The 13,864-nt window shown below is 58.0% G+C and carries 16 protein-coding genes; 8 read left to right on the top strand and 8 right to left on the bottom strand.

Going from position 1 to position 13,864, the window contains the following annotated elements:
* The 3 genes from VZP09_RS17090 to VZP09_RS17100 all read left to right on the top strand — a co-directional run.
* A partial coding sequence (locus VZP09_RS17090; protein ID WP_276408228.1) for a hypothetical protein occupies nt 1-189 on the top strand: 189 nt, incomplete at its 5' end.
* 70 nt (nt 190-259) lie between these two features.
* The gene (locus tag VZP09_RS17095; protein ID WP_075211305.1) at nt 260-1,636 is read left to right on the top strand and encodes a pyridoxal-phosphate dependent enzyme; all 1,377 of its coding nucleotides are present in this window, start codon (nt 260-262) and stop codon (nt 1,634-1,636) included.
* A gap of 10 nt (nt 1,637-1,646) precedes the next feature.
* The gene (locus VZP09_RS17100) at nt 1,647-2,795 is read left to right on the top strand and encodes a trans-sulfuration enzyme family protein (protein ID WP_020316731.1); all 1,149 of its coding nucleotides are present in this window, start codon (nt 1,647-1,649) and stop codon (nt 2,793-2,795) included.
* Here the strand turns inward: VZP09_RS17100 and VZP09_RS17105 are convergent, their stop codons facing one another.
* Nucleotides 2,796-3,707, bottom strand: coding sequence for a LysR family transcriptional regulator (locus tag VZP09_RS17105; RefSeq protein ID WP_328795297.1), 912 nt, complete (start codon nt 3,705-3,707; stop codon nt 2,796-2,798).
* 97 nt (nt 3,708-3,804) lie between these two features.
* On the opposite strand from VZP09_RS17105, the gene VZP09_RS17110 reads away from it, so the two are divergent.
* From VZP09_RS17110 to VZP09_RS17120, 3 genes are all read left to right on the top strand, one after another.
* The gene (locus VZP09_RS17110) at nt 3,805-4,407 is read left to right on the top strand and encodes a short chain dehydrogenase (RefSeq protein WP_004174410.1); all 603 of its coding nucleotides are present in this window, start codon (nt 3,805-3,807) and stop codon (nt 4,405-4,407) included.
* Nucleotides 4,408-4,493: 86 nt separating this feature from the next.
* Complete coding sequence (locus tag VZP09_RS17115) at nt 4,494-4,838, top strand: hypothetical protein (protein ID WP_004185642.1); 345 nt, start codon at nt 4,494-4,496, stop codon at nt 4,836-4,838.
* A 199-nt stretch (nt 4,839-5,037) separates the two neighbouring features.
* Entirely contained in the window at nt 5,038-5,226 is a 189-nt protein-coding gene (locus VZP09_RS17120) for a hypothetical protein (protein ID WP_002916738.1), read from the top strand.
* A gap of 176 nt (nt 5,227-5,402) precedes the next feature.
* Here VZP09_RS17120 and VZP09_RS17125 read toward each other — a convergent pair whose 3' ends face one another.
* The 3 genes from VZP09_RS17125 to VZP09_RS17135 all read right to left on the bottom strand — a co-directional run bounded on the left by VZP09_RS17125 (nt 5,403) and on the right by VZP09_RS17135 (nt 8,794).
* Entirely contained in the window at nt 5,403-6,584 is a 1,182-nt protein-coding gene (locus tag VZP09_RS17125; protein WP_004149825.1) for an aminotransferase-like domain-containing protein, read from the bottom strand.
* A 145-nt stretch (nt 6,585-6,729) separates the two neighbouring features.
* A complete protein-coding gene (gss, locus tag VZP09_RS17130) occupies nt 6,730-8,595 on the bottom strand; it encodes a bifunctional glutathionylspermidine amidase/synthase (RefSeq protein ID WP_002916740.1) in 1,866 nt (621 codons plus the stop codon).
* A gap of 76 nt (nt 8,596-8,671) precedes the next feature.
* Entirely contained in the window at nt 8,672-8,794 is a 123-nt protein-coding gene (locus VZP09_RS17135) for a hypothetical protein (protein ID WP_004217169.1), read from the bottom strand.
* A 20-nt stretch (nt 8,795-8,814) separates the two neighbouring features.
* Between VZP09_RS17135 and VZP09_RS17140 the strand changes: the two genes are divergently transcribed.
* Together VZP09_RS17140 and yghU are read left to right on the top strand one after the other, a co-directional pair.
* Entirely contained in the window at nt 8,815-9,375 is a 561-nt protein-coding gene (locus VZP09_RS17140; protein WP_032415550.1) for a DsbA family protein, read from the top strand.
* A gap of 47 nt (nt 9,376-9,422) precedes the next feature.
* Nucleotides 9,423-10,289, top strand: coding sequence for a glutathione-dependent disulfide-bond oxidoreductase (yghU, locus tag VZP09_RS17145; protein ID WP_002916742.1), 867 nt, complete (start codon nt 9,423-9,425; stop codon nt 10,287-10,289).
* 72 nt (nt 10,290-10,361) lie between these two features.
* Here the strand turns inward: yghU and VZP09_RS17150 are convergent, their stop codons facing one another.
* The 4 genes from VZP09_RS17150 to VZP09_RS17165 form a co-directional block, all read right to left on the bottom strand.
* A complete protein-coding gene (locus tag VZP09_RS17150) occupies nt 10,362-10,649 on the bottom strand; it encodes a DUF2623 domain-containing protein (protein WP_002916743.1) in 288 nt (95 codons plus the stop codon).
* A gap of 78 nt (nt 10,650-10,727) precedes the next feature.
* The gene (gene yghX, locus VZP09_RS17155) at nt 10,728-11,615 is read right to left on the bottom strand and encodes a YghX family hydrolase (protein WP_004144560.1); all 888 of its coding nucleotides are present in this window, start codon (nt 11,613-11,615) and stop codon (nt 10,728-10,730) included.
* A 121-nt stretch (nt 11,616-11,736) separates the two neighbouring features.
* Nucleotides 11,737-12,231, bottom strand: a complete 495-nt coding sequence (locus VZP09_RS17160; protein ID WP_004105804.1) for a TIGR00645 family protein — start codon at nt 12,229-12,231, stop codon at nt 11,737-11,739.
* A 106-nt stretch (nt 12,232-12,337) separates the two neighbouring features.
* Nucleotides 12,338-13,861 carry a glycoside hydrolase family 43 protein gene (locus VZP09_RS17165; protein WP_032415551.1) on the bottom strand — a complete coding sequence of 508 codons (1,524 nt, stop codon included), beginning with the start codon at nt 13,859-13,861 and terminating at the stop codon, nt 12,338-12,340.
* Between the last annotated feature and the right edge of the window lie 3 nt (nt 13,862-13,864).

The following is a 13,864-nucleotide window of genomic DNA, read 5'->3' on the forward strand; positions in this document are numbered from 1 at the left end:
CCTATTCCCCATAGAATCTTTTCGCAAATACATTTTCAGATATCAGATAACACACTGATTAAAATCGCCATTTTCCCGCTAAAAGCGGCTAGAAACGCCCTTTTCTGGAAATCGATCCGCCCAGGTGGCTGCCCTGCTTTCCCTCCAGATGGCCAAATAGCATCTTATATTCCATTTTGCGCTAAATGACAGAGAAATATTCTTTAAACAACCGTTTTCACAGTTCTAGTATGCAAAAATATCTTAAACGAGTGGGTAAATGGTTATGTCACTTTTTCATTCCGTGAGCGACCTGATCGGTCATACTCCCCTGCTCCAGTTGCACAAACTGGATACCGGGCCCTGCAGTCTGTTTTTAAAACTGGAAAATCAGAACCCCGGCGGGTCAATTAAAGATCGGGTTGCGCTGTCGATGATTAATGAAGCCGAGCGCCAGGGAAAACTGGCGCCCGGGGGAACGATTATCGAAGCCACCGCCGGCAACACCGGTCTCGGCCTGGCGCTGATCGCGGCGCAGAAAAATTACCGCCTGATCCTGGTGGTGCCGGACAAAATGAGCCGCGAGAAAATCTTTCATCTGCGGGCGCTGGGCGCGACGGTGCTGCTCACCCGCTCCGACGTCAATAAAGGCCACCCGGCCTACTACCAGGATTATGCCCGCCGCCTTGCCGATGAAACGCCGGGCGCCTTTTATATCGACCAGTTTAACAACGACGCTAATCCGCTGGCCCATGCCACCTCCACTGCGCCGGAGCTTTATCAGCAGCTGGAGGGCGACATCGACGCCATCGTCGTCGGCGTCGGCTCCGGCGGCACGCTGGGTGGGCTTCAGGCCTGGTTTGCTGAGCACTCGCCGAAAACGGAATTTATTCTCGCCGATCCGGCGGGTTCGATCCTAGCCGATCAGGTCGACACCGGACGCTACGGCGAAACGGGATCCTGGCTGGTCGAAGGGATCGGCGAAGATTTTATCCCGCCGCTGGCCAGGCTGGAGGGGGTACATACCGCGTATCGCGTCAGCGACCGCGAAGCATTCCAGACTGCGCGCCAGCTGCTGCAGGTCGAAGGCGTGCTGGCCGGCTCTTCCACCGGCACCCTGCTCAGCGCCGCGCTGCGCTACTGCCGGACGCAAAGCCGTCCGAAACGGGTAGTAACCTTCGCCTGCGACAGCGGCAATAAATACCTGTCCAAAATGTTCAACGACGACTGGATGCGCCAGCAAGGACTGATCGCCCGCCCCGAACAGGGCGATCTCAGTGATTTTATCGCCCTGCGCCATGACGAAGGCGCTACCGTCACGGCCGCGCCGGACGACACCCTGGCCGCGGTCTTTACCCGCATGCGGCTGTATGACATCTCCCAGCTGCCGGTTCTGGAGGATGGCCGCGTGGTCGGCATCGTCGATGAGTGGGATTTGATCCGCCACGTACAGGGCGATCGCCAACGCTTCTCCCTACCGGTTAGCGAAGCGATGAGTCGCCATGTTGAAACCCTCGATAAGCATGCGCCCGAGAGCGAACTGCAGGCCATTCTCGATCGCGGTCTGGTGGCGGTGATCGCTGACAACGCGCGTTTTCTTGGCCTGGTCACCCGCAGCGATGTATTGACCGCCTGGCGTAACCGAGTCGCACAATAAGGAATTTTTTATGTCATCTATCCACACCCTGAGTGTACATAGCGGAACCTTCACCGACAGCCACGGCGCAGTGATGCCGCCGATTTATGCCACCTCCACTTTTGCTCAGCCAGCGCCGGGGCAGCATACCGGTTATGAATATTCCCGCAGCGGGAATCCCACCCGCCACGCGCTGGAGACGGCGATCGCCGACCTGGAAAACGGCACGCGCGGCTACGCGTTCGCCTCCGGGCTGGCCGCCATCTCCACCGTGCTGGAGCTGCTGGATAAGGACAGTCACCTGGTGGCGGTCGATGATGTGTATGGCGGCACTTACCGCCTGCTGGAAAACGTTCGCCGCCGTAGCGCGGGTCTGCAGGTGAGCTGGGTGAAACCCGACGACCTGGCGGGAATTGAAGCGGCGATCCGCCCCGACACCCGCATGATCTGGGTGGAAACGCCCACCAACCCGCTGCTGAAGCTCGCGGATCTCAGCGCCATCGCCGCCATCGCGCGCCGCCATAACCTGATCAGCGTCGCCGATAACACCTTTGCTTCGCCGGCGATCCATCGCCCGCTGGAGCATGGGTTTGATATTGTGGTGCACTCCGCGACCAAGTACCTCAACGGCCATTCCGATGTCGTCGCCGGCCTGGCGGTGGTTGGCGATAACTCCGGGCTCGCGGAAAAGCTTGGCTATCTGCAGAATGCGGTAGGCGGCGTGCTTGACCCGTTCAGCAGCTTCCTGACGCTGCGCGGCATCCGTACCCTGGCGCTGCGGATGGAGCGCCACAGCGCGAACGCGCTGCAGCTCGCCGAATGGCTGGAACAGCAGCCGGAAGTGGAGCGAGTCTGGTTTCCCTGGCTGGCTTCGCACCCGCATCATCAGCTGGCGCGCCAGCAAATGGCCCTGCCCGGCGGCATGATTTCGGTGGTGGTGAAGGGCGATGAAGGTTACGCCGAGCGCATCATCAGCAAGCTGCGCTGGTTTACGCTTGCGGAGAGCCTGGGCGGCGTGGAGAGTCTGGTGAGCCAGCCCTTCAGCATGACCCATGCCTCGATCCCGCTGGAGAAACGCCTGGCGAACGGTATCACACCGCAGCTGATCCGCCTGTCGGTGGGGATCGAAGATCCCAACGATCTGATTGCCGACTGGCAGCAGGCGCTGCGGGCGGAGTGATTATTCCGACGCGCGGGTCGTTGTCAGCGCGTCGGCCATTCCCTGCTGAAGGTGGGCGATAAACTGCGTCAGCTTCGGCAGGGGCCGACGATCCTGGCGCCAGAGCAGATGCACAGGCCGCGNCTGCGGAGTCCACGCCTCCAGCACGCGCACCAGGCTGCCGCTGGCCAGCGCATCGGCCAGCAGTACCTCCGGCTGCATCAGCAGCCCGGCCCCGGCGATCGCCGCCTGGCGCAGCGCGTAGCCATCGTTGCAGCGCAAAACCGCATCGCGTTTCCAGCGCACTTCTCCCTCTACGCCCGGCAGCCGCCACTCGTTGCGGGCGGTCCAGACCGTATGGGACAGACAGAGATGATCGGCGAGATCCTCTGGCGTCCCGGGGGTCCCGTAACGCGCCAGATAAGCCGGCGCGGCGCAGATCACCATCCGATACGGCGCCAGGTAGCGAGCCACCAGATCCTCCTGATGGATCTCGCCGATACGGATCGCCAGATCGAACCCCTCATCCACCAGATCGACCATCCGGTTAGTCAGATCCAGTTCCACCCGGACCGCAGGCCAGACCTGCAGGAAGGTGGCGGTCAGGGGCGCGATCACGCTGGCGCCGAACGAGGTGGGAGCGCTCACCCGCAGGGTGCCGGCCGGCGCCAGCCGCAGCCGCTCGACCGCGCTTTCGGCGATGGAGACCTGCTCCATCACCCGTTTCGCTTCGTCAAAATAGACTCGCCCGGCGTCGGTGAGGCTCTGGCGTCGGGTGTTACGCTCCAGCAGACGCGTCGCCAGCTGGCTTTCCAACTGGGCGATATATTTCCCAACCATCACCGCCGACAGCCCCAGGCGCGACGCCGCCCCGGTAAAGCTGCCGCACTCCACCACGGCAATAAACGTCTCCATCCCTCGTAATTTGTCCATATTGCTAACCTCTGGTTAGTAATGTTCTAACTTTTAGCCAGTTTGTCCGAGATTACTTTTATTAAAAAATAGCCTCTCACCTCATCAGGAGTCTGCCATGAAAATTATCGTTATCGGTGCCAGCGGCACCATCGGTCGCGCGGTCAGCGAAGAACTGAGTCAGAGACATGAGGTTATCCGCGTCGGCCGCACCCGGGGAGATTATCAGGTGGATATCACCTCGCAGGAGAGCGTCGAGGCGCTATTTGCCCAAACGGGTGAAGTAGATGCCATCGTCTCCACCACCGGCAATCTGCACTTTGGGCCGTTAAGCACCATGACCGACAGCCAGTTCAACCTCGGGCTGCAGGACAAGCTGCTGGGACAAATTCGCCTGGCGCTGGTCGGCCAGCATTTTCTGCGCGACGGGGGGTCGATTACCCTGGTCAGCGGTATTGTCGCGCAGGAACCCATTGCTCAGGGGGTCAATGCCACGACGGTCAACGCCGGTCTGGAAGGCTTTGTCCGCGCCGCCGCCTGCGAACTGCCGCGCGGGATCCGCATCAATCTCATCAGCCCCACCGTGCTCAGCGAGTCGCTGGCGGCCTACGGCGACTTTTTCCCGGGCTTCCCCAGCGTTCCCGCCGCCGCCGTGGCGCAGGCCTATCGCCGCAGCATTGAAGGCGTTCAGACCGGCCGCATCTACCCGGTCGGCTACTAGCCTGTGCCGGCCCGCCGGGGCCGGCGCTTACATCAGGCCGTCGTTGCAGGTACACTGACGGCTGATTGTCTCCGGCCGAAAAACTGATGTTGAAAAAATTATCCTTAATTATCCCGCTACTGGCGCTTATCGCGCTGCTGGTCTGGTGGTTCACCCCGCATTACACCGAGGAAGATGAAGCTTACTACCGGGCGGTATTTTGCATAATCGATCATGACGACAGCCGCCAGTTCCTCCACGATATGCAGAATATCGTCGAGGGGGGAAATTCTGACTACGCGCTGCATAAAACCCATTACCTTCCGGCGCTGGGGCAGCGGATGCTGGATACCTGGCGCCAGCTCAGCCCGCAGGAACAGCAGGCGCTGCGTCAGGACAAGCAGCGCTGCGGCGAGATATTGCGCGAAAAACAACAGGGGAAATCATCCTGACGAGTTGGCAAAATTGCAGCATATCGCCAGCGTCGAATAAGATTGTGCTGTTGATGACCGGATCGCTGTCACAAAATATCCGGTCGTAGTCGCGTCACAGTACGACGTTTTTTCTGCGGCGGAATACGATAAAAAGTAGTTGATCTGGTACGAACTAACTCTTATTTTGCTTCACAGTTTTCAAAATGAGATAAAACTGATGCCTGTCATTATTGCCAGTAGTGTTAAAGAAGCCAAAGCGTTAATTAACGGTGGAAAATACAGGGAAATTATTCTTAACTTCGATATTGATGCCGATGACTTTTTCTCTCTCGCCAGCCATTCCGCCGGAACTAAAATCTCCATCGCCGACCGCAACGATCGCTCTCCGGTAGAATCAGCAAAATAATTAACCCGCGAGGGACGTCTATGTGGTTGTTTATTGGAACCTTTGCGCTGGCTTTTCTCGCAGCGCTGATGCTGGTCTGGCTCGATGACCGGATCGCCGAAACGGATTGACCCTGCGCTGGACGTTAACGTCACGCAGGGCTGCGCGCCGCCGAAAAGCGGCGCACAGCAGAGACGTTACAGGGAGGCCGCCAGCCGCTCAACGGCCGTCAGCAATCCGGCTTCTGACACCGTGGAGTAAGAAAGACGCAGGGTACGGGTATCCGGCTTATCGTGATAGAACGCTTCACCCGGGACGTACACCACGCCGTTTTCCAGCGTTTTCTTCATCCATTCCATGGTATCGAACGGATAGCGGAAACGCGCCCACAGGAACATCCCCCCCTGCGGGCGGCTGAATTCCAGGTGCTCGCCAAGGCGGCTTTCCAGCGCATCGGCCAGCGCCACGCACTTCTTGCGGTAGTCTTCGCGAATCAACGCAATCTGGTTATCCAGCCGGTTCAGACTGAGGTATTCCGCAGTGATCACCTGCGACAGCATATTGGTATGCAGATCCGCCGCCTGCTTCACAATCACCGTCTGCTGCGCCAGCCAGTCCGGCATGACGATCCAGCCGATACGCATCCCTGGCGCGAGGATTTTCGAAAAAGTCGAGGTGTAAACCACCTGATCTTCACAGCCCAGCTCGACCGCATGCTGATAGAGCGGGCGCCGAACGGCGTCTGTAAAGCTAATTTCGCCGTAGGGATCGTCTTCCAGAATGACGAAATCATATTTTTTCGCCAGCTCAACCAACCGGCGACGACGCGCCTCGCTCAGCGTTTTGCCGCCGGGATTGCCGAACGTCGGCACCAGGTAAACAGCTTTGACGCGGGTGGTCTCCAGCAGGTCGGCCAGCTGCTCCACCAGCATCCCGTCATCGTCGGTGTCAACGCTGAGAATATTGGCCTGCGCCAGCTGAAATACCTGCAGCGCCGCCAGATAGGTGGGACGCTCAACGACGATAGTATCGCCCGGATCGAGCAGCGTACGGGCAACGATATCCAGCGATTGCTGGGAGCCGGAGGTGATATAGACCTGGGCGGCTGAACAGGCGACGCCACGGGAGTGGCAAATTTCACTCACCGCCTGGCGCAGCGGCGGGTAGCCTTCCGTCAGACCGTACTGGAATGCGTCATTAAAACGCTCGCTCATCACCTTCTGCACCGCCAGCTCCAGGCCTTCGGTATCAAACAGTTCCGGGGCCGGAATGCCGCCGCCAAGCGAAATCACGCCGGGCAGTTTACTGTGCTTGAGAAGTTCGCGGACGGCGGAGGGCTTGAGTTCACCCGCGCGGGCGGCGAGACGCCGATCGTGCATACTATTTTCCTTTTCTGTCTTGTTGTTGTGTTAATTATCTTGGCTTTGTTGCAGGTGCTCCCCGGCGGCGCTTACCATGCCGGGGCTATCCTTTTCAGTACGTTGTCACCCGGACAGGGGTATGCCGCTACCCGGGTTTCGTACGTCATGCTTTGTCTTTCAAAACGATTAACGGCTCGATATCGCTCTCTTTTTTCACCACCAGCGACGAATCGCCGCGCAGGCAGGTACCGCCGTAGTTACCGCCGACGGTAAATGTGCACACCTGAATGTACTTACCGTCCACTTTCGGCAGGCACCACAGCTGCTGGTAGATATTCTTGCGATCGACAAACTGGCCGCTGGTCTTATCCAGAAGTTCATCCTGAGGGCCGATCAGGTCGATATTGTTGCCGCAGCGCCCGGAAATAGGCTTCACCGCATAGCCGGTTTTCGCCAGCTCGTCGTTAACCTCAAAATCGGTATCCAGCAGATAGCGATGATGCGGGAACAGCGACCACAGCACCGGCAGAATGGCTTTGTTGCCGGGGATCACCGTCCACAGGGGTTCGAATACCAATACTTCAGGACGCAGCAGGACGTCAATCAGCCGCACCTCATTCTGCGGATGTCCGGTACGAATCGGTACCGCCGCGTACTCCTCGGCGCTGACTTCGCGCACCTGCTCAATGGCGGTTTCCCATGCCCAGGTTTTCCAGACGCAGTTGACCAGCCGCCCGTCGGCGTCGATCAGCTGACCGGCAGCGTCCCAGCGCAGCTCATCAAGACCAAAGAGAATTTTGCTCTCAAAACCGGCCTGGGTCAGCGAACGCTGAATAAACTGCGCGTGGTAGTTCTCTTCCAGATCCTTGTCCTGCATGATGTGGACGAAGGGCCGCGCCCGGCTGTGTTTCCACGCCCCCGCCAGCTCATCGAGCAGACCTTCCGCCGGATTGTGGCCGGTGCCGTAGTAGCCCTGCTTCAGCCACTGTTCGAGGATCAGCCCGCCTTCGGTATGGCAGGAAGCGGAATCGGCATTGTACTCGTACACCTTCAGCCCGCGCTCGTCCATGCAAAAATCCATGCGCCCGGTGATCATATGATGACGGCGGCGCTGCCACGAGAGGCGCAGACGAGGCCAGAGAATTTTCGGAATATCGAACAGCGCCAGCAGGTTGTCATCCTTCATCACCTTATCGGTGGCGTGCAGATACATCAGGTGCAGCTCGTTGGTGGCTTTGATCAGCTCCTGTTCGGCACTTTCGCTGATGGTGAAATACTGATAGGGATCCTGGTTGATGAAATGACCGTTGGCTGCCACGTAGGCTTTCTGCAGCGGGTCTTTCTCGTTCAGCCATTTACCGCGAAACTGGCCGTTGTTTGGCAGCCGCGCGCCTTTGATGGCCATCGCCTCGCCCGGCAGCACCGGCTGCGGCAGGCTGTGTTCGGTATCGGCGGTCTGGATCATCCAGCCTAAAATTTCGGTATCGGCAAAGGTATCTTTGATGGTGTACCGGCCGTCGTTGACCTCGAGGGTCAGCTCGCGGGTCCACTGCTGGCCCTGCGGCAGCGGCGAGTGAATCACGTTCTGCTCGGCGATACGCACCTTATTGCCGACAAGCTGGGTGATCACCGCCACATGGCCGGTGTGCTTAAACTCGCCCCCCTTCTGCCAGATCAGCAGCGAACCAGCGATAGGCGGACGGCGGGAGCCGTTGGCGAAGGCCTGCAGCGGCAGAATATTGTCATTGACCACTTCGCGCAGGAAACGCAGGGAGAAGATTTCATAAGCCATCCCCACATCGGTGAAGACAAAGCCATAGGTCAGGAACAGAAAGCGGCGCGCAAACTCCACGCACTGCCATTTATGCCCCATATACTCATTGCCGATGTAGCTGCGAAACGTCGCGTCATCCGGGTAGTCCTGCGGATTTAAGCTACTGTAATTCGATGAATAAATCGCTACGCCACCGGGTGCATAGCCTAACAATGTCCCAAACGGGGCGTCACTGCTTGTCGATCCTTTGCTCATTTAGCCTGACCTCAAATTAATGCAGCCCGGGCAGTTGGCGAAACAAAACTCCCTCTTCTTATCCTGCCGCAGGCACTTACCAGACAGAGGTGTAACGATGATACCACTCATTCGTTTCGCTAATCGTGCCGTTAAGGAAAATAACCCTGCAGCCGGAAACAAAAGTGATATCGTTGTCGGTGATATAACAAAAAAACAACGCAACATCAGGAGTCGACAATGAGCACACCCTCGCATCTGAATGCCCAACCGCTGGTCTGGGGACACGGCCCGCGGACGTTTGAGGTGTTCCTTGAGCCCACCTGCCCCTACTCTGTCCGCGCGTTTAATAAACTCGACGATCTGCTCGATGAGGTCGGCGCCGATAACGTGACCATCAAGATACGCCTGCAGTCGCAGCCGTGGCATCTGTTCTCCGGGGTTATCGTCCGCTGCATCCTCGCCGCGTCCACCCTGCAGCACGGCAGAGAGCAGGCGCATAAGGTGATGCAGGCCGTGGCCGACCATCGTGAAGAGTTTGAGTTTACCGATCACTGCAGAGGGCCGAATATGAACGCCACGCCGCAGCAAATCATTGAGCGCATTGAACGCTACAGTCACGTGCTGCTGGGGGCCGCCTTTGCCCGCCCGGAGCTGCAGGACGTGATCAAGTGGCACAGTAAATACGCCCGTCAGAACGGCATCCATGTCTCGCCGACCTTTATGGTCAACGGCCTGGTGCAGCCGGATCTGGGCAGCGGCGATGATGTCAGCGTGTGGGCCGCGCGGATTATGGCCTGAGGTCACCTGCTACACTTTTTGTACATCCACGAAAAAGGCAAACCAGCATGTCAGAGCAAAACTACCAGCCACCAAAAGTGTGGGAATGGAAGCAAAACAGCGGCGGCGCGTTCGCCAACATCAACCGTCCCGTTTCCGGCGCGACTCATGAACGCGTCCTGCCGGTGGGAACCCATCCGCTCCAGCTATACTCACTCGGCACGCCCAACGGCCAGAAGGTGACGATCATGCTGGAAGAGCTGCTGGCGCTGGGCGTCAGCGGCGCGGAGTACGACGCCTGGCTGATACGCATTGGCGAAGGGGATCAGTTTTCCAGCGGCTTTGTCGAGATCAACCCGAACTCGAAGATCCCGGCCCTCAGCGACCATTCCACCACGCCGCCGACCCGGGTATTTGAGTCCGGCAACATTCTTCTCTATCTGGCGGAAAAATTTGGTTTCTTCCTGCCGAAAGATCCTGCCGGTCGCACCGAAACCCTCAACTGGCTATTCTGGCTGCAGGGCGCGGCGCCGTTCCTCGGCGGCGGCTTCGGCCACTTCTATAACTATGCGCCAGTGAAGATCGAGTACGCGATCGACCGCTTTACGATGGAAGCCAAACGCCAGCTCGACGTTCTGGACAAACAGCTCGCCCGCGGTCGCTATGTGGCCGGCGAGGAGTACACCATCGCCGATATGGCTGTCTGGCCGTGGTATGGCAACGTAGTGCTGGGCAATGTCTATAACGCGGCGGAGTTCCTCGACGCCGGGAGCTATAAAAACGTGCTGCGCTGGGCGCAGGATGTCGGCAACCGCCCGGCCGTCAAGCGCGGACGCATCGTCAACCGCACCAACGGCCCGCTCAATGAGCAGCTGCATGAGCGCCATGACGCCCGCGACTTTGACACCCAAACAGAAGATAAGCGCCAGGCGTAAGGTCTTCACCCTTTCCCGTTGACGGGAAAGGGTTCCCACTACAGGACGGTTCCGCCTGCGAAGCCGTCCTGTTTAGCTTTCCAGCCGATAGCCCGCCAGAAAATATCGCATCGCCATACCCGACCCACCTTCTTTGAAGAAATCCATCACCATATCCCTGTCCAGGCCATAGCGACGGGTGAGGATCCCCGCTTCCCAGGCGCTGAGCTGGCGGTCGCCGGTTTTTTCAAACATGCGGTGCGAGTAGCCGAGCACAAACCCGCGTTTATAGTCGGCGCAAAAATTCGCCGCATGCGCGGCGGTGTCAGCATAGGATGCCTGTAGCCCCGCCATTAAGCCTTTGCCAAAATGATTTTCCATCGCGCCCTCCCAATCGTTATATAATAAATTATATAGCGTTTTTTTGAGCGAGCGGTAGCGCTATTTATGACTGTTGCGCTAGCGTAAATACTTCTCAAACCATGCCAGCGTGCGTTGCCAGGCCAGATCAGCCGCAGCCCGATCGTAGCGCGGCGTGGAATCATTATGAAAGCCGTGATTCACGCCCTGATAGAAATAGGCCTCGTAGACTTTATGGTGTTCCTTCAACGCCTGTTCATAGGCAGGCCAGCCTTCATTAATGCCGCTATCGAGGCCGGCATAGTGCAGCAGCAGCGGCGCTTTAATTTTATCAACCTCCTTCAGCGGCGGCTGGCGACCGTAAAACGGCACCGCGCAGGCCAGCTCGGGGATCGCCACCGCCGCCGCGTTGCTGACGCCGCCGCCGTAGCAAAAACCGGTGATACCGACCTTCCCCGTCGCCTGTGGATAGTTCGCCATAAACGCGACCGCCGCAAAAAAATCATTCATCAGCTTCACGGGATCGACTTTCTGCTGTAGGGCGCGGCCTTCATCATCATTCCCCGGATAGCCGCCGACGGCGCTCAGGCCATCCGGCGCCAGCGCGATGTACCCCGCTTTCGCTACCCGCCGGGCTACATCTTCAATATAGGGGTTCAGGCCGCGGTTCTCATGCACCACCACCACAGCGGGCGCTTTGTCGGCTATTTTTGTCGGCGTCACCAGGTAAGCCCGCACTTCGCCGTGACCGTCAGGAGAGGGATAATGAATATACTCCGGGCGGATATCCGGGTCGGTGAACGGTACCTGCTCTGCCAGGGCATAGTCGGGCTTCAGCAGATTAAACAGCGCCAGCGCGGTCATCCCGCCGACAGTATATTTCCCCGCCAGCTGGAGAAACTCGCGTTTACTGATTTTGCCGTGGGCATAGTAGTCATAATATTCGAGCAACTGCTGCGGGAAATCTTTGGCCGTTAATCGCGTCATCACCCTGCCTCCGTTGTTAAGCGCTCTTTAAGCAAAGCAGAAGCCCGGACATACGCCAGCCCAGAAAAGCATAAAACGGGGAGGAACAGCCCAGCGGCTAACACCGCCGGGAGAGAAGGGATCAGTGTTTCACTTTGGTCAGACGATCAAGGTAGCCCATCACAAAGGCCGAAAGCACGAAGGTCAGGTGGATAATCACGTACCACATCAGCTTATTGTCCGGGACGTTTTTCGCATCCATAAACACCCGCAGCAGGTGAATAGAGGAGATCGCCACGATGGAGGCGGCAACCTTATTTTTCAGCGAAGTCGCGTCCATTTTGCCCAGCCAGCTGAGTTTTTCTTTACCCTCGTTAATATCCAGCTGCGAGACAAAATTTTCATACCCGGAGAACATCACCATCACCAGCAAACCGCCCACCAGGGTCATATCCACCAGCGACAGCAGGGTCAGAATCATATCCGACTCGCTGACGCTAAAAATATGCGGCAGTATGTGGAAGATCTCCTGAAAAAATTTGATGGTCAGCGCAATCAGACCGAGCGAGAGGCCAAAATAAACCGGCGCCAGCAGCCAGCGCGAGGCGTACATAGCATTTTCCAGAAAGCGTTCCATAAGATCCTGTCAGTTAACATAAACGGCCGCCATTATATCGCAACAGGGTAACGCTTATGCAACATCAGCCGCCCGCGTCATCTGCAGGCGGCCAGAAACGGTTTCTTTAAAGTATGACCTCAAAGTCCTGCAAAGCGGAGTAGCCCTCGCTTTGTAGGCCAACCATTGAAGCAGCCAGCAGGCCAAATTTCGCGCCGACCCATTTTCCCTTCCCGGCAGCAAAACAAAGAGGAACCTTCCGCCACTCCTCCTCGGCTCGCCAGAAAAATTGACACAGGCCGCCTTCGCCTACGGCCACCTGCAGCTGACACTTGCCGCACTTAAGCTCAGCAAGAACCTGACGAGTTTCGCGCACCACGCCCGCATCGCTCATCCAACCGTGTCGCCACACGAGCCGGTAACCCCCTTGCCCAAACTCCACCAGCAAAGCGGCGTAGCGTTCGCCGTATACGATCAGGCCTCCGGCATCACCGTCCTGAGCGGCATATAACGTTACGCTTGTTTTCGCGCTAAAAGTTAGCGCCGGGAATTTCTGCAGCAACAGCTGCGGCGCCCAGTATAACGCTCTCTGTCCATCGACTTCGGATAATGGGACGCAGCGTAATCGAAGTTCGCCTTTCGCCGGCAGCAGCCACTCAGGGCTGGGGTTAGCCTGCCACTGCCACTGTATTCCCGGTTGGCCTTGCGCAAAATAGTCGCTGGTTTGCGGCGCCAATGCCGGTGAAGGCGTTAACCCTTTAGGACGCTGCCAACGTAAAACCGGCTGTCCGACGCCGCAGTTGCCAATCTGCTCACCGATACGCGGCCAGCCATCGTTACCCCAGGACATCGGCTGGAGGTGAACCACGCGGCCATAGAGGTGTAAGTCCTGGAAATGAACAAACCAGCATTCGCCCTCCTCACCCTCCACCCAGCCGCCCTGATGTGGTCCATTTATCGAGGTGTTTCCCTGGAAAAGCACGTTTTTGGCTTCCCAGGGCCCCGTCATCTGGCGCGCGCGCAGTACCGTCTGCCAGCCATTTTCAACCCCGCCCGCAGGAGCAAAGATGTAGTACCAACCGGCGCGTTGATAAACCTTTGGCCCCTCAAGGGTAGGTAAATCGCAGCAGCCGTCATAGATAATCTGCCCTTCGCCCAGCAATTCGCTGGCGTCCGGCGCCATCGCAAACAACTGCAGTTTATGCTTGATGCCGCTGCGGCTATGGGCGAAGGCATGTACCAACCAGGCCTGACCATTGTCGTCCCAGAACGGGCAGGGATCTATCCAACCTCTGGCCTCGCGCAGGCAGTGCGGAGCGCTCCATTCCCCCCACGGATCCTCGGTATGGCAGATAAAAATACCTTCATCTGGCGTGCTGAAGCAGACCCACAGCTTGCCATCGTGCCAGCGAATCGACGGCGCCCATACGCCCTTACCCGGCTGATACCGGTCATAACCAGGTAGCGGCAGTTCATCCATAACGTGGTTGATGATAGTCCAATTAACCAGGTCCGTTGAATGCAGGATCGGTAAAGCGGGCACATGGTTAAAACTGGAAGAGACCATAAAGAAATCATCGCCTACGCGCACGATATCCGGGTCGGAATAATCGGCGCATAAGATAGGATTCTGGTATTCAGAAGGGGTCATATT

Origin of the sequence: Klebsiella sp. EMBS2024 (genome assembly GCF_036233805.1) — a bacterium.
Lineage (GTDB): Bacteria > Pseudomonadota > Gammaproteobacteria > Enterobacterales > Enterobacteriaceae > Klebsiella > Klebsiella pneumoniae.